The organism is Ruoffia sp. FAM 24228 (assembly GCF_045528575.1).
GTDB classification, from domain to species: domain Bacteria; phylum Bacillota; class Bacilli; order Lactobacillales; family Aerococcaceae; genus Ruoffia; species Ruoffia halotolerans.
This window is the reverse complement of the sequence record NZ_JBGQQZ010000007.1, coordinates 35,135-57,223: the sequence shown is the minus strand read 5'-3', so window position 1 is coordinate 57,223 and position 22,089 is coordinate 35,135. Positions and strand designations below refer to the sequence as shown.

Below are 22,089 nucleotides of genomic sequence, written 5' to 3'. Positions count from 1 at the left end.
AGTGTTTGCCTCCGGCTTCCTTCAGATTCCACCTCACGGTGGACACCCTTGCCTTTAGCTAACAGTTCCTACTGCCAAGTCTGTAGTGGACTTTCACCACCAAGTTATCGCCCATGCCGGGCGCACATGAAAAACACACCTCCGAAGAGGTGTGTTATAAATCTCTATGATAGTTTAAAAATTATTGAGCTGCTTCTTCCCACTCAGTAACTTCACCTAAGAAGATCGAACGAATTGTTTCTAATGATAAATCTTCTACTGTACTTTCTGGGTGAACTACAACAGAAATTCCATCAAGAGCGATGTTTGTTTGGTTTAATGCTGCAGCTTCATCTTCTGTTAATTCACGAGAAGACATACCTAAGTCAGCAGCTCCACCAGTTGCAGCTTGGATACCAGCAGATGAACCATTTGAAGTAATGTTAATAGTTACGTCTGGGTTTAAAGCCATGTATTCTTCAGCTAAAACTTCCATAACTGGAGTTACTGATGTAGATCCAACAACTTCAATAGTTCCTTCTAAGCCAGCAGCTTCGTATGAAGGTAATGAAGCAACAACTGATCCTGATTCTTCTTCAGTTGATTCTTCTTCTGTAGCTGACTCTTCTTCAGTTGTTTCTTCTGATGAAGCTTCTTCTTCTGTAGTTTCTTCTTCAGACGCAGCTTCTTCAGCTCCAGCAGACTCTTCGCCTTCAGCTGGCTCTTCAGTTGTTTCTTCTGATGCTGATTCTTCAGTTGTTTCTTCAGATGAAGCTTCTTCAGATGATTCTTCACCTTCAGCAGATGCAGAAGCGTCTACAGCGATGTATCCTTCTTCTTCAACGATTGTTTGTCCTTCTTGAGAGTGGATGAATGTTAAGAAGTCAGCTGATAAGTCAGATTGATCTTCTCCCCATGCCACTACGAATGGACGAGCGATTGGGTAATCTCCAGCGTTAATTGCTTCTGGAGTAGCTTCTGCTCCATCAACAGTAACAGCTTTAACTGTATCATTTAATGAACCTAATGAGATATATCCGATTGCATTTGGATCTCCAGCAACAGTTTGCATAACTCCGTTAGTACCGTTTTGGATTGCAGCTGATGTAGTAGTCATGTCATCTTCGTTTTCGTCAACAACACCAACGATTTCTACGAATGCTCCACGTGTTCCTGATCCATCTTCACGAGAAACAACGTTAATTGTTCCCTCTTGTGCGAATGCTGGTACAACTGATGATAATACTAATCCTGCAGTTGCTAATAATGGTAAAGCTTTTAATGTTTTTTTCATTAATGTACATCTCCTTTTGATTTCTAATGTTTCAACGACATCTAATCACTCGTCTGATAGTCAAACCATCAGCACACCTCTATTATAACAAGCGATTGTAAATTTAATGTAAATCTATTGTAAATTTTATGTTAAGACTCTCTGTTCTCCTTAACGATTACTTTAATAAAATAAAATCCCCTCTTTATTAAGCCTTAACTTAATGAAGAGGGGATGGGTATGCCATTAGTTTAATTCTACGATGTCTCCTGAGTGTAAGTACACAATTCTTTCGCAAATATTAGTCACATAATCTCCGATACGTTCTAAGTTATTTGCAACACCAATATAGTTAATACCTCCGATAATTACTTCAGTATCAAATTCCATTGTTTGTGCAGCAATTCCATAAATTTGTTGTTGTAGAGCATCTAACTCATTATCACGGTCAGCAATCTTACGTGCTGCTCTAACATCACCCTTAACAAATGCTTGAATGACATCAGTAATCATCTCTTGAGCAAGCTCACCCATTTGTTTAACAATATCATCTAGGCGCTCGATTTTTTCTTCGTCAGGATTACGACGAATGACAGTCTTAGCAACAGATGTTGCATGGTCAGCGATACGTTCTACATCTGAATTTGCAGAAAATACTGTAAAGATTTTTCTTAAATCTCCAGTCACTGGTTGTTGTAATGCTATTAGAAGGTATGCATCTCTTTCGATTTCAACACTTAAAGCATTAATTCTTAGGTCATCAGCAATTACTTCGTGCGCTAATTCATTATCATTTTCGTCAAACGCTTTAATCGCTTTATGTAATGACTCATTAGCGAAGTTACTTAACATAATTAATTTATCCAAAAATTTTTCTAATTCTTCTTGAAATGCTTCTCTCACTGTTTTTCCTCCTAGAAAATATACGTATTAGTTTAAATAAAATTAACCGAAGCGACCTGAAATATAATCGTCAGTGCGTTGTTCTGACGGGTTAATGAAGATTTTCTCAGTATCATCAAATTCAATGACTTCCCCAGTTAAGAAGAATGCTGTTTTATCAGAAATACGTGCAGCTTGTTGCATATTATGAGTAACAATAACAACCGTATATTTCTCTTTTAATTCAGAAATAAGTTCTTCAATTTTCCCAGTAGAAATTGGGTCAAGTGCAGAAGTTGGCTCATCCATAAGTAATACTTCTGGATCGTTAGCAATCGCACGTGCAATACAAATTCTTTGTTGTTGTCCACCAGAAATTGCTGTTGCATTTTTATCTAATTTATCTTTTACTTCATCCCAAATTGCTGCTGCTCGTAAACTTTCTTCAACAATTTGGTCAAGTTGAGTTTTATCTTTAATCCCGTGAGTTCTAGGTCCATAAGCAATGTTGTCATAAATACTTTTTGGGAATGGGTTTGGATGTTGGAACACCATACCAACTTTTTTGCGTAATAAATTAGCGTCATAGCCTTTTTCGTAGATATTTTGACCATCTAAAGAAATTAATCCATCCACACGAGCATATGATACTAAATCTTGCATACGATTTAATGTTTTGATAAATGTTGATTTACCACAACCTGAAGGTCCGATAAATGCTGTAACTACTTTCTCTTCAATATCCATATTAATATTTTTTAACGCTTGAAAATCACCGTAATAAAAGTCTAAGTCTTTAATTTTAAATTTTGTGTTAGCCATATTTTTTATTTCCCTCCAGAGCCTAGTCGATTACCAATTAAATTTGATAAGCCGTTAATGAATAGAACAATTAATATTAGAATCGATGCAACAGCATATGACTCATCTACGTGAAGTCCTTCTTGAGATAACATATACATGTGAACCGCAAGAGTACGACCTGAATCTCCTAGTGATGATATCATACTTGATGATGATCCTAAAGTATAGATAAATGCTGCTGACTCACCGACAATACGTCCAATTGCTAAGATAACTCCGGAAAGAATACCTGGCATCGCAACTGGCAGAACGACAGTAAAGATTGTTCTTAATCTTCCTGCTCCTAAACCATAACTACCCATACGTAAAGAATCATTGACCGAACGCAATGCTTCTTCAGTAGATGAGATGATGATTGGTAAAATCATAATTGTTACCGTTAAAATACCCGCAAAGTGAGAATATCCCCACTCAAACTGATATACGAATAAAAGCATACCAAACAGTCCGTAAACAATTGATGGAACTGCCGCTAATGTATCAGTTGCTAAACGAATAATTGGTAAGAATTTACTTTTTTGATCAGCGTATTCTACTAAGTAGAACCCAGTAAAGATTCCTACTGGACCTGCAATGAGTAATGATGCACCAATAATAATTAATGTTGAAATAATTGACGGCATCATAGACACATTATCAGTCGTATAATCCCATTCAAACATTGATGCAGATAAATGAGGTATTCCATTATAGAAGATATAACCTACAATGAAAAGTAACATACCTAATGTAAATAAACCTGCTGCCCATACTAATATTTTAAAAAAGCTGATTTTTTTAGTCATTAGTCGTTCCCTCCTCTGTTTTTAACGAACATGAAAGTAGTATTTAGGAGGATAATAAAGATAAATAATACAACCGCTGTAGCAATTAACGCTTCTCTATGGCGACCACTTGCATAACCCATCTCCAGAACAATATTCGTCGTTAACGTACGAACACCTTGGTTTAAATCGTTAGGGATTGCTGGTTGGTTACCAGTTACAAGAATAACAGCCATTGTCTCACCAATCGCACGACCAATACCTAAGATAATCGCAGATAAGATACCTGATTTTGCAGCAGGTAATATAACGCGCATAACTGAACGGTCATGATCAGCACCTAAACCAACACTCGCTGAGTAGTATTCTTTAGGAACAGCACGTAAAGATGCCTCAGACAAACCAATAATAGTAGGTAAAATCATAATACCTAACAATGTAGAAGCCGTTACAATATTCATCCCTGTTCCACCCATTAAATCACGGAAGAATGGCACAAATAATCTTAATGCAAAATAACCGTATACAATAGATGGAATTGATGCCATTAAGTTAATTGCAGGCTTTACAAATTTATATAACCAGTCAGGACAGTAGAATGCCATAAAGATAGAAGAAAGAACACCGATTGGAACCCCAATAATAATTGCTCCTGCTGTAACAACAAGTGACCCAACAATCATTGGTAAGATACCAAATGAAGGTTTGGAAGCAGTTGGACGCCATACCTCGTTAAAAATAAAGTTACCAATTCCTTCTTCAAGTATAAAAGGTACTCCACCTTCAAAAATGAAGTAGAATATTAAAATAATCGAAAGAATCGATAATGACGCACACACTATGAAAACATATTTCATAAATGTTTCAGTAAAATTAGACTGCATACAGAATCTCCTTTAAAAAAATAAGTTACATTACAATTAAGTACCGTAATAGAATACTTGCGTCTTCATTTTACAACTCAATTGTAAATTTTGTGTAAATATTTATAAAGCGGTTTATTATAGTCATTGTAAAGACGGGAACTCGGGAAAAATTGCAACAATAAAAAAACACTTTATATCATCAAGTATTGTTACAACCGAATTACACAAATGAATCTATATATATTTTTCTGCATATAATTTCTATGATTAAAAATATATAGATTGCATAGGTGAGACTCATACTTTTTCGCTTTATTAAATGCTTTTTTAATATAACTTTTAGCTTGACTCAATGGGAAATAAATTATTCTAAAGGGAGTTTGATATGGAATGTGGTACCAATTCCCACCTCACTTTCAACATGAATGGTTCCGTTCATGTTCATAATTAAGTTACGTACAATTGATAAACCAAGCCCGGTTCCACCTGAATTTCGACTTCGCCCTTTATCTACTCGATAGAAGCGTTCAAAAATTCGTTCTTGGTCTGCTTTTGGAATTCCAATTCCTTTATCTGAAACAGAAAAATGTACAGAATTATTAACTTGTTCAATATTAATTTTTACCTCACTATCGACATCTGAATAATTAATGGCATTATCAATCAGATTTGTAAAAATTTGTTCAATACGATGTTGATCTGCCTTCATCATCACAGGTCTCTCAGCATCAACTGAAATACTAATATGTTTCCTATCAGCCTGTTTGTAGAAGAACTGAATTAGATTATTCACGGTCTCTACAACTTCAAACGGCTTAACAACCATAGGTTCACTTTTCTTCTCAACACGAGACAATTCTAAAATATCACTAATAATCGTCTCTAACCGATTACTTTCATTTGCAATGATTGTAATAAATTTCTCCGCTAACTCTGGTTGCTTTAAAGCACCATCTAAAAGTGTCTCAGCAAAACCTTTGATTGCTGTCACTGGTGTTCTTAACTCATGTGAAGCATTCGCAACAAACTCTGTTCGAACTGTTTCTAAGCGTCTTACTTGTGTAATGTCATACAACAAGACAAGAATCGATTCAATCTCATCAGGTGATTTCCCGTAAGGAATAATATTCACATCTATAAATTTAGACGTCGGAATATATAGTTCGATGTGATTGCTTAATGGCTGATGCGTCTTAAGTGCTTCATTAATCATATCTACCAGTACATAACTCTTAATTACTGCCTGGAAAGATCTTTGCGTTGTATGTATATCTATATTTAATAATTGCATCGCTTCAGAATTAATTAATTCGATTTTTCCAGAATTACTTATTAAAACTACACCCAAGTTTAAATGTCCCATTAATAAGGATAGTCGTTGCTCACTAGCATTTAAATCACCACGTTTGGTTTTTAACTCTTGTTTTAATGTCGAAATATTTGTACCTAAATTATCGATAACGGGTAAATTACCTCGTATATATTCAAATTGGTACTGATCATCTTCTACATGTTCAACCGCTAAATTGATGGCTTCGATTGGTTTTGTAACAAAGTTGATTATATGTCTATACACCAAGTATATTAGAAGTAAGATTAGGAAAATAATGACTGCCATCCACAAATAAAAGTCATCTAACTGATCTTGAAACAACGACTTGTTATAGTACTTTACTAACTGATACGTCCCATCATTTGCTTCGATTGGCGTGTAAACAACATAACCATTTAGATATACCTTGCTCGACACTTTATCTTTTGGAAAGTCTTTTAACTGTTGTCGAACCGTTTGTAGTCGGGTTCTTTCAGCAAAATCATTCCAAATAACTTCGCCATCTTTCAGTACAATTGATTCTGCGCTATCTGTACGCTTGAATGGTTCAATTTTTAACTCGACTTCTGAAAAGTTCTCAGCATTCACTCCTAAATCTTCTAGAAATTCTGCTTGAATCTCAGCTCGTGTCTCCAAAGGCTGTAATATTGAACGATGAATAAGTTGTCTCACAAAATACCCAGAGATACTGATTCCAATTACTACGCACACAATTAAAATAATTCGGGAATTGCGTTTATGTAATCTCTGGTTAAAAATCATTCTTTTGGCACCACGAATTTATACCCAAATCCTCGCACGGTTTTGATATATTCAGGATTTTTCGTATCCTTTTCGATTTTTTCTCGTAAATGACTAATATGAACATCGACAATTCGTGTCTCACCCGCATAATCAAAGCGCCAAATACTATTTAATAATTGTTCACGACTTAAGATACGACCTTTACGAACAGCCATATAAACTAATAACTCAAATTCTTTAGGTGTCACTTCAATTTTATCGCCGTGAACGACAACTTCATATCGATCAGCGTAAATTTCAATATCACCTAATTTAATCACTGAATCTGATTCATCTTGTAATAAGTAACGATCTTCTTCGTAGTCATTATAATTATCTTCTAATTCACGTAACTCAGCATCAACTGCTTCTTGATGAGCTTGTTCACTGTCTTTTTCTGACATATGTTTTGCTTCAGTTCTTCTCAAGATTGCTTTTATTCTTGCCGTTACTTCTCTAGGACTAAATGGCTTAGTCATATAATCATCTGCACCAAGCTCTAAGCCGATTACCTTATCGTACTCGTCATCTTTAGCAGTTAACATCAGAATCGGTGTATCTATATCCTCTTGTCTTACCCGACGGCAAATATCCATACCATCCATTCCTGGTAACATCACATCTAATATAATAAAGTCGTATTCATTCGTCTTTATCATCTTATATCCACTTTCACCATTATTGGCGGTGTCAACGGTATATCCGGCTTCTTTTAAGTTGTATTCTAATAATGTTAAGATTGCAATCTCATCATCAACAACTAGAATATGTTTCATAATTATCCTCCAGTTCATACCTATATACTATAATAATGCTCGTGTCTCCTATCTTATCAAAGTATCAAACCATTTTGTACAGGAAACTCTACATCATTTTTTATTATAACATTCTTTTAATATTCATTCTGTGTATATATTGTACCTTATCCATTAAAAAAAACTCAAAGGTTACGTAAGCTCTTGCTTTAATAATCTTTGAGTTTTCATATGACTATTTAAAATTTTAAAAATCGTTTAATCGACCGCCTTGCTCCGATAACACCTAATAAAATTCCTATAATGACTAAACCACCCGCAACATAATAAATAAATGGTGTGGTTGGTGTAAAGGCAATGACTTCTACTCCTGTAATCTCAACGGTGGCACTTTGCATCCCTTCATAAGCTCCGTAAAGTAAGACACTGGCAAAGATCGAACTAATTAAACCTATAAAGGCTCCTTCATAAGCAAATGGTGCGCGGATATAGCTATTTTGTGCCCCAACTAAGCGCATAATTTCAATTTCAGTTTGCCGTGCGTAGATGGTTAACTTGATTGTATTCGATATTAGCGCTACTGCAATTACAACGAGAACGGCTGCAATTAATGCAAACACAACTCTGACAATTTCAAGGGTGCTCAATAAGTTTTGCGTATCAATTTCACCATAAGTGACATCCACAGCGTAAGGTAATTCACTAATTTGCTCTGTGACAGCGTCTAAATATTCTGTATCTTCAACAGATACAACAAACACATTAAATAATGGGTTCGCATCATCACTAAATAGAGCAAACTCTTCCCCGACCCGGTCGATTAAGTCCTCTAGTTCTTCTTCTCTTGTTCGATACGTTATATCAGACACATACTCTATCTCTTCGATGGCTTGGTGTAAGTCCGCTTCATCTTGTTCATCTGCAGCTAGGTCGATGTGAGCTCGAATTTGAACGCCTTCTTCGATATCTTGAGTTATATTATCAACGTTACTCAAGAGCATAATTAATCCACCCACCATTAAGAGTGTGACTGTCATTGTTAAGATAGAGGCAGCAGTCATCCAACCATTACGAAATAAATTACGGAAACCATTACGGAGTTGTCTGAAGAAATTTCTAATGCTTTTCATTATATTCCCCCTCATACTCATCACGAACGAGATTGCCTTTTTCTAAACGAATTAAGCGGTGCTTAAATTCATTAACCAAATGGTCATTATGTGTTCCCATGAGAACAGTGGTTCCATTCTGGTTAATGCGTTCGAGTAATCTAAATATCTCAATTGCATTCTCAGGGTCCAAGTTTCCGGTTGGCTCATCGGCAACGAGAATACGTGGGTGATTAACAATCGCACGTGCAATCGATACTCGCTGTTGCTCCCCACCTGATAACTCTTTTGGATATTGGTTTACTTTTGTTCTTAACCCAACGAGTTCCATAACTTCTTTAACTCGCTTTTTAATTTCTTTACGACTTTTCCCTGTTACTTCCATCGCATAGGCGACATTTTCATACGCCGTTAGGGATGGAAGGAGTTTAAAGTCTTGGAAGATGACCCCGACTTGTCTTCTTAACATAGGGACATCTTTTGGTTTTAATCTATTTAAGTGATATTTTCCTACGACGACTTTTCCTTGCGTTTGTATTTCTTCACGGTAAAGAATTTTCATTAATGTCGATTTACCGGACCCACTCGGTCCAACGAGGTAGGCAAACTCGCCTTGTTCGATTCGTAGATTAATGTCGTTCAATGCAACAACACCATTCTCATATCGTTTCGATACGTTTGTTAATTGAATCATGTCCTTATCCTCACTTTCAAAATATTCTGTCCCATTGTATATGAAATATGTATCACAGTGATAACAAACTGCTAACTATTAGATTATTCAATGGACCATTTTAGATAGGCATCAATAAAATCATCTAAATCCCCGTCCATGACTTTATCGGTATTTCCAACTTCATAATTTGTACGGTGGTCTTTAACCATTGAGTAGGGATGGAAGACGTATGATCTAATTTGTGAGCCCCAGCCAATCTCTTTTTGATCCCCTTTAATTTCAGCTAGTTCTTTTGCTTTTTGTTCAACTTCAAGTTGGTGCAGTTTCGACTTTAATAGTTTCATCGCTTGTTCACGGTTTTGAAGTTGTGATCTTTGAGCCTGACTTTGAGTCACCACTCCAGTTGGAATATGAGTAATACGTACAGCAGAATCCGTCTTGTTAACATGTTGTCCACCGGCACCACTTGCACGATATGTATCAATTCGAATATCATCTGGATTGATATTTATTTCAACTGATTGGTCAATCAAAGGCATTACCTCTATAGAAGCAAAAGAAGTATGACGACGTGCATTTGAATCAAAAGGCGAGATACGAACTAAACGGTGGACTCCTTTTTCTGATTTAAGTAAGCCATAAGCATTATGTCCTTTAATCTCTAAGACGACACTTTTTATACCCGCTTCGTCTCCAACTTGATAATCTAAGACTTCAACGCTGAAACCTTTATGATCTGCATATCTTTGGTACATACGAAGGAGCATACTTCCCCAATCCTGGGACTCAGTTCCTCCAGCACCGGGATGAATTTCAAGAATAGCGTCATTTTTATCATATTCACCAGAGAGTAGTAGCATTATTTCATAACTATCTATGGCTTTAGAAAGAGCTTCAGTTAATTCCTCAGCTTCTTGATACATCTCTTCATCTTTCGTTTCATTATATAATTCAAGTGCCATCGTCAACTCTTCAACTTGGTCTTCAAGTGAGCTAATGGTTTGGTATGTTTCTTTACTACTGTTTAACTCTTGGATGACTTCTTGAGCTACCTCATTATCATCCCAAAAATCTGGTTGACTCATTTGATATTCATAATCTGCAATATCCGCTTCTAATGCGTCTAAGTCAAAGAGACCCCCTAAAGCTATCCATCTTTTCTTGAGCAATTTCGACAAATTGTGTCATTTCATAAAGTTCCATCGTTCTATTCACTCCATCTAATTAAATTCCTTTGTAGTATAGCACCATAATAATCTTTCGTAAAAGAAAAACCGGCAGTGATAATTCCCCTGCCGGCTAACTTATTCAAAAATTAGTTTGTTCCACCTGGTTTATTCACTTGCTCACGTTCAACATTTTGTCTTACTTGAGCTTTCATAATAAAGCGAGTGACATCATATTCAATCGCGGCAACCATTTCTTCAAAGCGGTCAAATCCTTCTGTTTGGTATTCAGTTAATGGATTCGTTTGAGCATATGCTCTTAGTCCTACACCTTGACGTAAATGATCCATCATATCAATATGATCTGTCCATTTAGAGTCAACAACACGTAAGATAATTACTTTCTCAAACTCAGCAATTTGTTCTGGTCCATTAAGTTGAGAGATTTTTTCACTATATACTTCTTCAGCTTTTTCATATAAGAAGTTTACTAATTCCTTTTTATTTTTACCTTGTAAGTCTGATAACTCTAAAGTTTCTGGATTTACAATCGCTGAATGTGCGAAGTCTAGTAAAGATTCTAATTTCCAATCTTTTTTCTCACCTTCGGTTGCATAAGCAACTTGGCGTTCTATGGTACGTTTGATCATTGCTTTGACATAATCTGTTAATGGTTCACCTGCATCAATCACTTCGTGACGTTGTCCATAGATAACTTCACGTTGTTCACGCATAACTTCGTCATATTCAAGAACATTTTTACGTGTATCATAGTTATTACCTTCTACACGTTTTTGAGCTGATTCAACTTGACGAGTTAACATGCGGCTTTGAATTGCTACATCGTTCTCATCTTCGTCTTCGTTTAATTTCTCCCAGAGTCCTTTAATACGGTCTGAACCGAAACGACGCATTAAATCATCTTCTAATGATAAGTAGAATTGTGATGCACCTGGGTCACCTTGACGACCCGAACGACCACGTAATTGATCATCGATACGACGTGACTCATGACGTTCTGTACCGATTACACATAAACCACCTAACTCCTTCACTCCGCTACCTAGTTTAATATCGGTACCACGACCAGCCATGTTGGTTGCAATTGTAACTGCGCCGCGTTGACCAGCTTGCATAATAATTTCTGCTTCTTTGAAGTGGTTTTTCGCATTTAATACTTCATGCGGTACACCTTTTCTAGTTAAAAGTTGTGATAAATATTCTGATGTTTCTACCGCAACCGTACCAACTAGAATTGGTTGGCCTTTTTCGTGACGGCGAATAATTTCATCCGCTACTGCGTTAAATTTCGAGCGTAGGTTCGGGAATAATAGATCCGCTGCGTCATCACGAATCACTGGACGGTTTGTTGGGATTTGAATAACACTCATCGCATAAATTTCACGGAACTCATCTTCTTCCGTCTTAGCTGTACCAGTCATCCCAGCTAATTTGTTGTACATACGGAAGTAGTTTTGGAACGTTACTGTCGCCATAGTCTTAGACTCATCTTCAATGTCTACGCCTTCTTTCGCTTCAATCGCTTGGTGTAGTCCATCTGAGTAACGACGTCCTTCCATGATACGTCCGGTAAAGCCGTCAACGATTTTTACTTTTCCTTCGTCAACTACATAGTCAATATCGACTAACATAATGTAGTTGGCACGTAAGGCTTGGTCAATATGGTGAACAAGTGCAGTATTATCTACGTTATATAAGTTTTCTAAACGGAATACTTTCTCTGCTTTATCCACTCCGCCGTCTGTTAAGTTGATTGATTTTGATGTTAGATCAATTGTATAATCTTCATCTTCTTTTAACCCTTTAACAAAGTAATCGGCACGCGTATATAAAGCTGTTGATTTACCAGCTTGCCCAGAGATAATTAAAGGAGTTCTTGCCTCATCAATTAAGATTGAGTCAACCTCATCGACAATCGCGTAATAAAGTGGTCTTTGAACCATTTGGTGTTTGTAAACAACCATATTATCACGTAAGTAGTCAAAGCCTAGTTCGTTATTTGTACTATAAGTAATATCTGAGTTATAAGCTTCACGTTTTTCACTTGGGTTCATTGAGTTTAAGTTCAAGCCAACTGTTAGGCCTAAGAAGCGGTACACTTCTCCCATTTCTTTCGAGTCACGAGTTGCTAAGTAATCGTTCACTGTTACAACGTGAACACCTTTATCAGCTAACGCGTTTAAGTAAACTGGCATTGTTTCAGTTAACGTCTTACCTTCACCAGTCTTCATCTCAGCAATATTACCTTCATGGAGAATAATTCCACCTTGGATTTGAACTTTATATGGGAATAATCCAAGTACACGACGAGCTGCTTCTCTTACAACAGCGAATGCTTCAGGTAAAATGTCCTCTAAAGTCTCTTTGTTAGCGAGACGGTTTTTAAATTCAGTAGTCATGTTACGGAGTTGTTCATCAGTCATTTCACGGTAAGTAGGCTCCATAGCCATAACTTCGTCAGCGATTTTACTTGTTCTGCGTAATTCGCCTTTATCATTTTCAATTAAATTTTTAAGAAAATTAGCCATCAATACTGCTCCTTTTATTCATTATCTATGTCATGTAAGACCTTGATTCAGTCTGAATCGGCCAATAGTTAAACACACTTCCCTATTCTAACATGAATATCGAAAAATGAAAATATCAAATAGCATTCATAAGCACTCTTATCAAGAATTTCAGGGGTTTTTCTCATTGTCTTTAAAGTAATTTTTAATTCTTTGTAATTTCTTAAAATATATCAACAAAAAAGGCAAAGGACACATTGTCCCTTGCCTTTTAATATCTTTATAATGCTGTCATTAGAGTGATGAGGTTTCTATTAAGCCGTAACGACCATCTTTACGACGGTAAACAATTGAAATTTCCATTGTTTCAGCATCTGTATAAATAAAGAAGTCATGACCTAGCATGTTCATTTGTAGAACTGCTTCTTCGCTGTCCATTGGTTTTAAATCTACTCGTTTAGAACGAACGATTTCTAATTCTGGGTCTTCAGAAACTGGCTCCGCTGGAGCAGATGTATCTGGGTATAAGCCTTCGAAACCACGTTCTCTTGACTTACGGTTAATTTTTGTTTTGTATTTTCTTACTTGTCGTTCTAATTTATCCACGACAAAGTCAATACTTTTATATAAATCTTCACTTGTCTCTTCTGCACGAAGAACTAAGAATGGTAATGGAATTGTTACTTCAGCTTTTGCAGTTTTATCAGAATATACTTTTAAATTTACATAAGCAGTTGCGTCCGGAACGTCTGTAAAGAAACGTTCTAATTTTTGAACTTTTTTCTCTGCATAATCGCGAATTGCTTGTGTAACCTCGATATTTTCTCCACGTACATTATAGTTAAACATACTAATCCCTCTTTTCCAATATTTTCTAATACTATGAATTAATTAAACTCAAAGTTAATATGGAATAAATGCAAGTCTCTATTATTCACTCAACTTTACCTCTCACTTAACATTTGATTCTAAAGAATAAATAGTGATTAGGAAAAAAAGTAGTTATCTACCACTTTTATTTATTATATCATAGATCCAGTATATTGAAAACGTAAACACTCTCTAGATTTCGTATTAATTACGAAACTGTTGTCTTAAAGTATCACCGGTCGAAATCCCAAGAAATTCATCATTTTCTTGAATGATATAATCCCCAGTGAACTCCACGTGAAACTGCTCCGTATTTTCTTTGCGAATGGCGATAATATTCGTACCGTATTTTTCACGGAAATTCATTTGGCTTATTTTCTTACCAATCCACTTGTCTTTTACTGGGAAAATACTGATATTGTTACGGTTATCAAGTCCAATTAATTCATGGACCGTTGGGTTACTTAATTCACGTGCAATTCGAACACCCATCTCTACTTCTGGTAATATGACACCGTCCGCACCAACTTTTAGTAAGACATCTCGGTAATCCGCATTTTTAGATTTGACGATAATTTTTTCGATGCCTAATTTTTGTAGATGGAGAATAGCTAGGATAGTGTCTTCTAATCTTTGTGATGTTGCAACAACTGCGATATCACAGTCACCAACACCGGCATCTTTCAGTTGATCAATCTTTGTAAAATCACCTTGAAGGCATTGAGCTACTTCATCAATAATCTCTTCAACATGATCCATATTTTTGTCCATCCCAATAACATCAATATTTTCTTTAGTTAAAGTACGCGCTAGTGATGTTCCAAATAAACCTAAGCCTAACACGGCAATTGTTTTTCTTCTCATAATTTCTCCTTTTATCCTACCATAATATTCATTTCTGGATAATGCACTTTAGATTCTTTCTTTGGTCCGCCTAATGACCAAAAGAAAGTCATTAATCCGACACGTCCAACAAACATTAATAACATCATGACAAATTTGCCTATAACTGTTAAATCTGGTGTCAAACCAAGTGACAAACCAACCGTTCCAAAACACGACATGACTTCCATTAAGATATACTCCATTCCAAAACCATGCGGAATCTCTTCGGTTATAAAGAGAATCATTGAACTCGATATTAGCATAATGATACCCACGAAGATAATGAAGAACGCGCGTTTAACGTTGTCATAAGAGATATGTCTCGAGAAGACATTAATTTCTTCCCCTTTAAACATTCGGTACATAAACATAACAACCAGCCCGATTGTTGACACTTTCACTCCCCCAGCGGTTGAGCCAGAAGATCCACCGATAAACATTAATATGAAGGTCATAAATAAACCTGCATGAGAAACGTCCATGTAATCAACATTCGCGTACCCTGCTGTTCTTGGGGTGACCGCCATGAAGATAATATTGGCTAATTGATCGCCAAGAGAAAGGTGATTGAATGTCCCATAGCGCCATTCTGATAAACCAATAAATATTATACTGATTGTCAGAATAATCCCCGTCAAAATTAGGGTGAATTTAGAATAACGAGTCAGTTTTTTATTCTTCGGAAAAGAGATAATATCCATCCAAACAATAAAACCTAAACCACCCGAAAATATTAAACTCGCGATTATTAAAAGGATATAAGAGTTATCTTGAAAGCCGATTAAACTATCTCCAAATAAATCAAATCCTGCATTATTAAAGGCTGAAATACTATGAAAGATTGAATAAAAAAAGCCGGTACTTAACCCGAGTCTTGGGATTAAAACAAAACTTAACGCTAAAGCCCCCAGTGCTTGAATAGTTAAAGACACTTTCACGATACTTTTTACGATATCTTGCATCCCATAACTTGAAGATAAATTCAGTGTTTCTAGAACTAGATTTCGTTGTTTAAGATTAACTTTTGCACCGAGTATAGTGAAAAAAAGCATCCAAATCGTTAAGAATCCAAGCCCTCCAATTTGAATTAAGGTAATAATAATGGTTTGGCCAAAGGGACTCCAATGTTCTGCTGTATTCAAAGTGACTTGACCGGTCACACAAATAGCAGATGTAGCTGTAAATATCGCATCAACGCCATTCGTCCAATTACCTGCTTGTGAAGACACTGGTAACATGAGCAAAAACCCACCAATTAGGATAAGTGACAAATATATACAGACTACAATTTGCGGAATAGTTAATTTATCTATGATTCGATTTTTCATTTTTTCTTACAACTCACTCCTTTCTGCTTTGACTCATACTTTTGATCATCCAAAGAATGTAGTCAATGATGTAGGCTACAAGGACTGAAACCGGGTGAATCCATTCTTGCATTTGAATCGCTAAGTAGATTGTTCCAATGACAAGCGCAAATGATAGGACAGTATAAAGAATGTATAGTCCCATATTGAATGATTTTTTATCAGATACATAATTTAAATACTTGTACATGAATGTTCTTCGTATGAAAATAAAGAACCAACCATATAACCAACCTAAGCCATATGACCATTCAAATATGCATAATATTGCCGTGATTATTATAATAAAAACAGCAAGTGTCCGCCTATTCAATCTGTATTCACCATTTTCTTTTTATAATGAGCCTATACTAGCATACCCTTATTTAAAACACAATTAAAAGCCTTGTTATTACTCGCTCAATTGGTCTCTAGCAACACTAACGCTTATTAACCGGATTATTCTATCACGTTCTTCATAAAATTGATACAAAATTTTTTTAGCATGAATAAGCGTGGCTCCAGTCGTATAAATATCATCAAAAATTAACCAGTTTTCTTTTGACAAGTCTAGTGCCTCTTCTTTAATTTTAAAGGTGTTATTTAGATTTAATCTTTCTTTTTTTGATTTTTTTGCTTGCTTTACGCCGTCACCGATATAGTCAAAAGGAACTTGATAGGGTATGTCTGCTACATCAAGTAAATAAGCAGTAGGGTGGAATTGTCGGATTTTTAAACTTTTCGGGGAACTTGGTAATACTACCCATTGGTACTCCTTGTATTTTTCATAAACCTCTTTTAAATATGGGGATAGAATGGCAGCCATACGAACGTCACCATGGTATTTGTAATTTACAATCCACTCTTGCATCGCTTCATTATAGTCAAATAAGGCTTGGTGACTGATTAGTTGACTCGGTGTATTTTTATGCCAATTCGCACAATCGAAACAATACGCCTGCTGAGATATGACTATAGGTTTTAAAAAAACATTTTTAGAGCTAACCTCTAAAGGCCGCCCACAACCTTTGCAGTCATCAGTATGCGGGATTAGTAAATTAAATTTACTTTGACATGTTCGACAAAGAATTGGAAACGCTAATGGTTTAAAAGTAAATAATTGCTTAATAGATAAGTAATGATTGAGGTGTTCACTACAAATTATGCAGATATCACTTTGAGCTATAGTCATCGATTAATCCCCTTTCATTAGCCAATTGATTCATTTCCTTAATTTGCTTACGTGCTTCTAGCATTGCAAGATTCTTACCTCCATGGGCATAAATTAATTCTCCGGTGGGAAAATTAGGTTTACGACCGACACGCCCGCTCATTTGAACTAAAGCTGATGTTGAATATAGTTGACTCTCTGATCCCACAATACATACATGACAATTGGTGAAAGTAACTCCTCTTTCAAGGATGGTCGTTGATATCAGCGCGTCATAATTACCATCACGCAATGCTTGCACTTTCTCTTTTCTCTGGGAATCTTTTGCATGAACTACCGCAATCTTCAATTCTGGCCAAGCTTTACTCAACCATGCAAACAGATTCTCCGCCAAGCGAATATTTGGCATAAAGACTAATTTCACTCCCTCTAGATTTAGAAACCAATTGAGCAATGAGTACAGTCGTCTTTTTCTGCGTTTTTCAATTTGTTGGCGCCAATCACCTATCCAAAAAAATTGCGGCTCGGGAAGCGGATTCCGGTGATACCTTGCGGGAAGAATGGTGGATGTCATATTTTTATTAGCTACTTCTTGCGTTAAATGTTGATCAGGCGTTGCAGTTAAATAAACCAACTTCCCATTGAGCTTTCTCACTGCTCTTTGCGTCGCAAAATGTAAACTGACATCATTGACGTAGGGAAAAGCATCGACTTCATCAACAATTAATAAATCAAAAGCGTCTTGAAATCTTAATAACTGGTGAGTCGTAGACACTACCATCGGAGAATAACGATACCCTTCCTCACTTCCACCATAAAGGAGAGTGACATCAACACTTTCAAAAGCTGCTTGAAGTCGGGGTTTCAATTCCATACAAACATCGATACGAGGCGACGCTACACAGACTCGACCGTTGCGTCGTATAATGTGATCAATCACTGGAAAAATCATCTCTGTCTTGCCTGCTCCTGTCACCGCATGCACCATATGGGTCCGGTCACTGTCCTCTAGACTTTCAATTAAATCTTTTGAAGCGCGTGCTTGTTCAGGTGATAAAGTTCCCTGCCAAGTGAGTTTACTCTGTGTTGGTGTTGTTAGATAACTTTGTTGGTCTTGTAAGTAATAAAGCGAATCGCCTTGAAGAACTCGCCCCATCTGTAGACAATTTAAACAGTACACGCGCTCATCTGTTAAATTGAAGACGGCTTGAGTGGGTAAGGCGGTGAATAATTTAGATTGTTGATTACGACAACGCCGACAGCAATAACCATCTTGAGTTATTTCAATTGCTGGTTGTTGCTCCATTTGGTCTAATACTTCATTGAGTTGTGGTGTTTCATCTAAGTCACTTAATTGCAGTTCTACTTCTGCACTAGTCAAAAGTCGTCCCCGCAGATTTTTTAGGTAATCTTCTTGTTGGATTGGAATCACTATTTCTTCCAGCCTTTCGTATTTTTTGAACGCTTACCGTTCTATATATAAATACGTATTTTTAAGGTGTTTCCATTATTAAGTTTTTATAAAAATTTGCTTTTGATGACACTAAAGACGATCCGCATTCCCATTTGACTTGAGTTGAAGTAATTAAAGACAAACCACAATCTCATTTGGCCTAAGACGCCGTACTGTGATTCCAGACAACAAAAAAACCGTTCCTCAGTTTTCACTGAAAAACGGTCATTGCTTATGATAGGCGAATACTATTAAGTTTTTCTTGAACCAGTTGTGGGCGAAGGGCTCCTTTGATAACTATTTCTCCATTCATCACTAAGGCAGGAATATAATTGATGTCAAAAGATCTTCGCGGTTAAAATCGCAGTTCTTCACTGTGCAGGTTCAAAGGAAATGACCGTTGTTTTACTGTCGCTTCTGGAAATTTCTTTAAAATCTCTTGCAAACGTCTGGATTGGATATAACAATACGAGCAGACAGAATTGTGAAAAATTCGATTTCCATAGTCGCGTCCTCTAAAAACCAAACATGTCGTCTTGTTTATTCCAAACTTCCTTGTAAGTTTCTGAGATTGAAATCGTATCATCCAGTAAAGTTTGTAATCTCAATTCGATTTCATCATTGACTTTGCCATCCGTATTAAAGTCCGTGTCAATAGCATAAACATATTTTGGAATAATAACTCCATGCATATAATGGATAATTGGTTTAATTTGGGTTTCTGGAACTAAGTAATGGCGTAGTGATCCTCCAGTAATAATTAGTCCGATCACTTTTCGGTCAAAGGCTCGAACGGGTAATAAATCAAACAGATTTTTTAAAGCAGCTGGAATCGATGCTTGGAAGATTGGTGCGCCAAACATAATGACATCACTTTCCATAATTGCTGACGCTACTTCTAATGTATCACCCGAATAATCTAAATAATTGCGTCCATCACTGAATTGAATTTTCTTATCTTGAATATTTAAATAGCGAATATCATGTTCAGTTTCGTAGGACTCTTTCATCAAATTATAAAAAGTCGTCGTTATTTTCTTAGTTTTAGTTCCACCGGTTGAAGCGGATAATATTAAAATTTTCAATCGATTACTCCTAGCTATTTCTTAGTATGTTTTTTAACTTCTGGAATGACTTTTGTTGCTAATAAATCAATCGTACGTTTGATGTCATCGGTTGAAACACCACCTAAATCGATTTGCCCAACATAGCGATCCATTCCAAAGACTTCGTGTTGATATAGTAACTTTTCAATAACTAAACTTGGATCTCCAACATTAATGATGCTTCTTGAATCTAGTCCTTGAGCAAACTGCTGTTTAGGGAATGACTGTCCATTCGAGTGAACCATTCCTGAGTTTACATGTGGGTAATACTCTTGGAATGCTTTTTGAGCGTCTTCACGAACATATAAATAACTCGCTGTTGCGACTGGCAAAGTGTTTACGTCATAACCTTCGTGAACCGCAGTTTCACGGTAAGCATCCGTTAAGTGTCTAAAGGCTTCAGCAGGGCCACCTAAGTAAGCTAAGTAAAGCGGAATACCTGCAATCGCTGCGTTTCTAGCAGAATTTAAAGAACCACCAACCGCACGCCAAATTGGCAAGCTACCTGATTCATTATCCGGTCTTGGAAGAACTTGCGCATCATTTAGAGGTGCACGGAATTCCCCTTCCCATGTGACACGTTTGTTTCGGTTAATTTTAAGTAATAAATCTAGCTTTTCTTCAAATAAAGCTTCATAGTCATCTAATTTGTAACCTAATAAATCAAAGATTCCGACACGAGAAGCACGCCCTGCGACTATTTCGAATCTTCCGTCTGAAATTAAGTCAATGGTTGCCGCATCTTCATAAACGCGGACTGGATCAGATGTACTGATAATGGTTGCACCAGAAGTTAGTTTGATATCTTTGGTTGCTTGAGCGATCGCAGATAGAATAATCATGTGTGCTTGTGACACAAAATGTTCTTGATGTGATTCCCCTACTTGGAACACATCCATTCCTGCTTGTTCAGCAAGTAAAGCCATCTCAATGATTTGGTCAATACGCTCTTTCTCAGACATTCTAACACCTGTATGTGGATTGGTTACAATATCTCCTAATGTGTAAAGACCAAATTCAATTCCGTTTGATGTATCAATTTGTGGTAATGTATTTTTTTGAGATTTCATAGTGATTTCCTTTCTATGACTTCGTATATTTTTTTACAGTGGGCATAACTTTATCAGCTAATAAGTAGAGTGTCTTTTTCACTTCGTCAAACTCCATCCCGGCAAAGTCAATTTCAGCACTAAATCGCTGTTGTTTAAACGCTTCGTGTTGGTACAAAATTTTCTCAATGATGAGTGATGGTTCTCCAATAGTTACAACGCTTTTAATACTTTGTCCTTGAGCTAATGCACGTTTGGGGAAAGACTCTCCATTCGTTAATTTAAAACCTTCATTGATATGCGGATAAACTTGACGGTAGGCTTCTTTCGTACTTTCACGAATAAAGACCCAACCACCCGTCCCGACAGGAATATTATCAATATCATGCTCTGCTTCTTTGGCAGCGCTTCTAAAATTATTAATGCGGTTTGCGTAGGTCATGACCGCTCCTGCTAATGTCGCTTGAAACACAGGCACGCCTAATTCACCTGCACGAATTGCTGAAGTCATTGTATTCCCTAAGCCTCGCCAAATAGGTAGATGATTCTTTAAAGGACGCGGCAATATTAATGCATCATTTAAAGGTGCTCTAAACTCACCTTCCCAAGTGACTCTTTCACCTTTATTTAGTTTCAATAATAACTCAAATTTTTCTTCAAATAATTCTTTATAAGCAACACTATTATAACCTAATAACTCAAAGGAACCAAACCTTGATGCACGTCCTACAATTAATTCCATTCGGCCATTCGATATTAAATCTAAGGTCGCTGCATCTTCATAAACTCGAACTGGGTCTAATACGCCAATCGTTGTAACTGCCGATGACAATCGGATATTTTTCGTCGCTTTTGAAATTGCTGTCAGAATAAGTAAGTGTGATTGTGATACGAAATATTCCTGATGAGACTCGCCTAATTGGAAAATATCGAAACCAGCATCTTCAGCAAGCTTTGCTAATTCAATAATTTCTTGAATCCGTTCCTTGGCTGAAATACGCTTTTTAGTATGTGGATTTGGTAAATGATCTCCTAATGAGTAAAGTCCAAATTCTATTCCATTCGATGTATCAATCTTAGGATTAGGACTGTGAATCAAACTCGATTTAGACATGTCATCCTCACTTTCGTCATATTTATATATTCATTTTACTACGTTTCTCTTATAGTATAAACCATCTTTGACCATTCTTGATAAAATTCGCTAAAAAAAAACAAGCCAAGAACGGCT

General features: G+C 36.5%; 20 protein-coding genes. All 20 read right to left on the bottom strand.

What is annotated here, in order from left to right; genetic code table 11:
* Positions 1-181: 181 nt before the first annotated feature.
* The 20 genes from ACEN33_RS02265 to ACEN33_RS02170 all read right to left on the bottom strand — a co-directional run bounded on the left by ACEN33_RS02265 (position 182) and on the right by ACEN33_RS02170 (position 21,972).
* Positions 182-1,273, bottom strand: coding sequence for a substrate-binding domain-containing protein (locus tag ACEN33_RS02265; RefSeq protein WP_407089461.1), 1,092 nt, complete (start codon positions 1,271-1,273; stop codon positions 182-184).
* 225 nt (positions 1,274-1,498) lie between these two features.
* Positions 1,499-2,155: a phosphate signaling complex protein PhoU gene (gene phoU / locus ACEN33_RS02260; RefSeq protein WP_407089459.1), complete on the bottom strand. Its 657-nt coding sequence runs from the start codon at positions 2,153-2,155 to the stop codon at positions 1,499-1,501.
* Positions 2,156-2,197: 42 nt separating this feature from the next.
* Positions 2,198-2,956 (bottom strand): phosphate ABC transporter ATP-binding protein PstB, encoded by a 759-nt coding sequence (pstB, locus tag ACEN33_RS02255; RefSeq protein ID WP_407089458.1) that lies wholly within the window; start codon positions 2,954-2,956, stop codon positions 2,198-2,200.
* A gap of 5 nt (positions 2,957-2,961) precedes the next feature.
* Positions 2,962-3,783 carry a phosphate ABC transporter permease PstA gene (gene pstA / locus ACEN33_RS02250; RefSeq protein ID WP_407089456.1) on the bottom strand — a complete coding sequence of 274 codons (822 nt, stop codon included), beginning with the start codon at positions 3,781-3,783 and terminating at the stop codon, positions 2,962-2,964.
* Complete coding sequence (pstC, locus tag ACEN33_RS02245) at positions 3,783-4,646, bottom strand: phosphate ABC transporter permease subunit PstC (RefSeq protein ID WP_407089455.1); 864 nt, start codon at positions 4,644-4,646, stop codon at positions 3,783-3,785. The genes pstA and pstC overlap by 1 nt, the downstream gene beginning before the upstream one ends.
* Positions 4,647-4,992: 346 nt before the next feature.
* Positions 4,993-6,723: a two-component system histidine kinase PnpS gene (pnpS, locus tag ACEN33_RS02240; protein ID WP_407094459.1), complete on the bottom strand. Its 1,731-nt coding sequence runs from the start codon at positions 6,721-6,723 to the stop codon at positions 4,993-4,995.
* Positions 6,720-7,520, bottom strand: a complete 801-nt coding sequence (locus ACEN33_RS02235; protein ID WP_231606915.1) for a response regulator transcription factor — start codon at positions 7,518-7,520, stop codon at positions 6,720-6,722. Before ACEN33_RS02235 ends, pnpS begins: the two co-directional genes overlap by 4 nt.
* 218 nt (positions 7,521-7,738) lie before the next feature.
* On the bottom strand, positions 7,739-8,629 hold the full coding sequence (gene ftsX, locus ACEN33_RS02230) for a permease-like cell division protein FtsX (RefSeq protein ID WP_407089453.1): 891 nt from the start codon (positions 8,627-8,629) through the stop codon (positions 7,739-7,741).
* Complete coding sequence (gene ftsE / locus ACEN33_RS02225) at positions 8,616-9,302, bottom strand: cell division ATP-binding protein FtsE (protein ID WP_338490112.1); 687 nt, start codon at positions 9,300-9,302, stop codon at positions 8,616-8,618. The genes ftsX and ftsE overlap by 14 nt, the downstream gene beginning before the upstream one ends.
* Positions 9,303-9,385: 83 nt before the next feature.
* A protein-coding gene (gene prfB, locus ACEN33_RS02220) for a peptide chain release factor 2 (RefSeq protein ID WP_407089452.1) occupies positions 9,386-10,487 on the bottom strand; the annotation gives its coding sequence in 2 pieces (ribosomal slippage) (positions 9,386-10,414 and positions 10,416-10,487; 1,101 coding nt in all).
* A gap of 112 nt (positions 10,488-10,599) precedes the next feature.
* Positions 10,600-12,999, bottom strand: coding sequence for a preprotein translocase subunit SecA (secA, locus tag ACEN33_RS02215; RefSeq protein ID WP_407089451.1), 2,400 nt, complete (start codon positions 12,997-12,999; stop codon positions 10,600-10,602).
* 273 nt (positions 13,000-13,272) lie between these two features.
* Positions 13,273-13,827 carry a ribosome hibernation-promoting factor, HPF/YfiA family gene (hpf, locus tag ACEN33_RS02210; RefSeq protein ID WP_407089450.1) on the bottom strand — a complete coding sequence of 185 codons (555 nt, stop codon included), beginning with the start codon at positions 13,825-13,827 and terminating at the stop codon, positions 13,273-13,275.
* Between the two features lie 225 nt (positions 13,828-14,052).
* Positions 14,053-14,712: a potassium channel family protein gene (locus tag ACEN33_RS02205; protein WP_407089449.1), complete on the bottom strand. Its 660-nt coding sequence runs from the start codon at positions 14,710-14,712 to the stop codon at positions 14,053-14,055.
* 11 nt (positions 14,713-14,723) lie between these two features.
* Positions 14,724-16,061, bottom strand: a complete 1,338-nt coding sequence (locus ACEN33_RS02200; protein ID WP_407089448.1) for a TrkH family potassium uptake protein — start codon at positions 16,059-16,061, stop codon at positions 14,724-14,726.
* A 13-nt stretch (positions 16,062-16,074) separates the two neighbouring features.
* The gene (locus ACEN33_RS02195; RefSeq protein ID WP_407089447.1) at positions 16,075-16,290 is read right to left on the bottom strand and encodes a hypothetical protein; all 216 of its coding nucleotides are present in this window, start codon (positions 16,288-16,290) and stop codon (positions 16,075-16,077) included.
* Positions 16,291-16,491: 201 nt separating this feature from the next.
* Entirely contained in the window at positions 16,492-17,271 is a 780-nt protein-coding gene (locus tag ACEN33_RS02190) for a ComF family protein (RefSeq protein ID WP_138405266.1), read from the bottom strand.
* Positions 17,252-18,631: a DEAD/DEAH box helicase gene (locus ACEN33_RS02185; protein ID WP_235888824.1), complete on the bottom strand. Its 1,380-nt coding sequence runs from the start codon at positions 18,629-18,631 to the stop codon at positions 17,252-17,254. Before ACEN33_RS02185 ends, ACEN33_RS02190 begins: the two co-directional genes overlap by 20 nt.
* A 587-nt stretch (positions 18,632-19,218) precedes the next feature.
* The gene (locus ACEN33_RS02180) at positions 19,219-19,788 is read right to left on the bottom strand and encodes an NADPH-dependent FMN reductase (protein ID WP_407089446.1); all 570 of its coding nucleotides are present in this window, start codon (positions 19,786-19,788) and stop codon (positions 19,219-19,221) included.
* A 14-nt stretch (positions 19,789-19,802) separates the two neighbouring features.
* The gene (locus ACEN33_RS02175) at positions 19,803-20,879 is read right to left on the bottom strand and encodes an LLM class flavin-dependent oxidoreductase (RefSeq protein WP_407089445.1); all 1,077 of its coding nucleotides are present in this window, start codon (positions 20,877-20,879) and stop codon (positions 19,803-19,805) included.
* Positions 20,880-20,892: 13 nt separating this feature from the next.
* Complete coding sequence (locus tag ACEN33_RS02170; protein WP_407089444.1) at positions 20,893-21,972, bottom strand: LLM class flavin-dependent oxidoreductase; 1,080 nt, start codon at positions 21,970-21,972, stop codon at positions 20,893-20,895.
* Positions 21,973-22,089 lie beyond the last annotated feature (117 nt).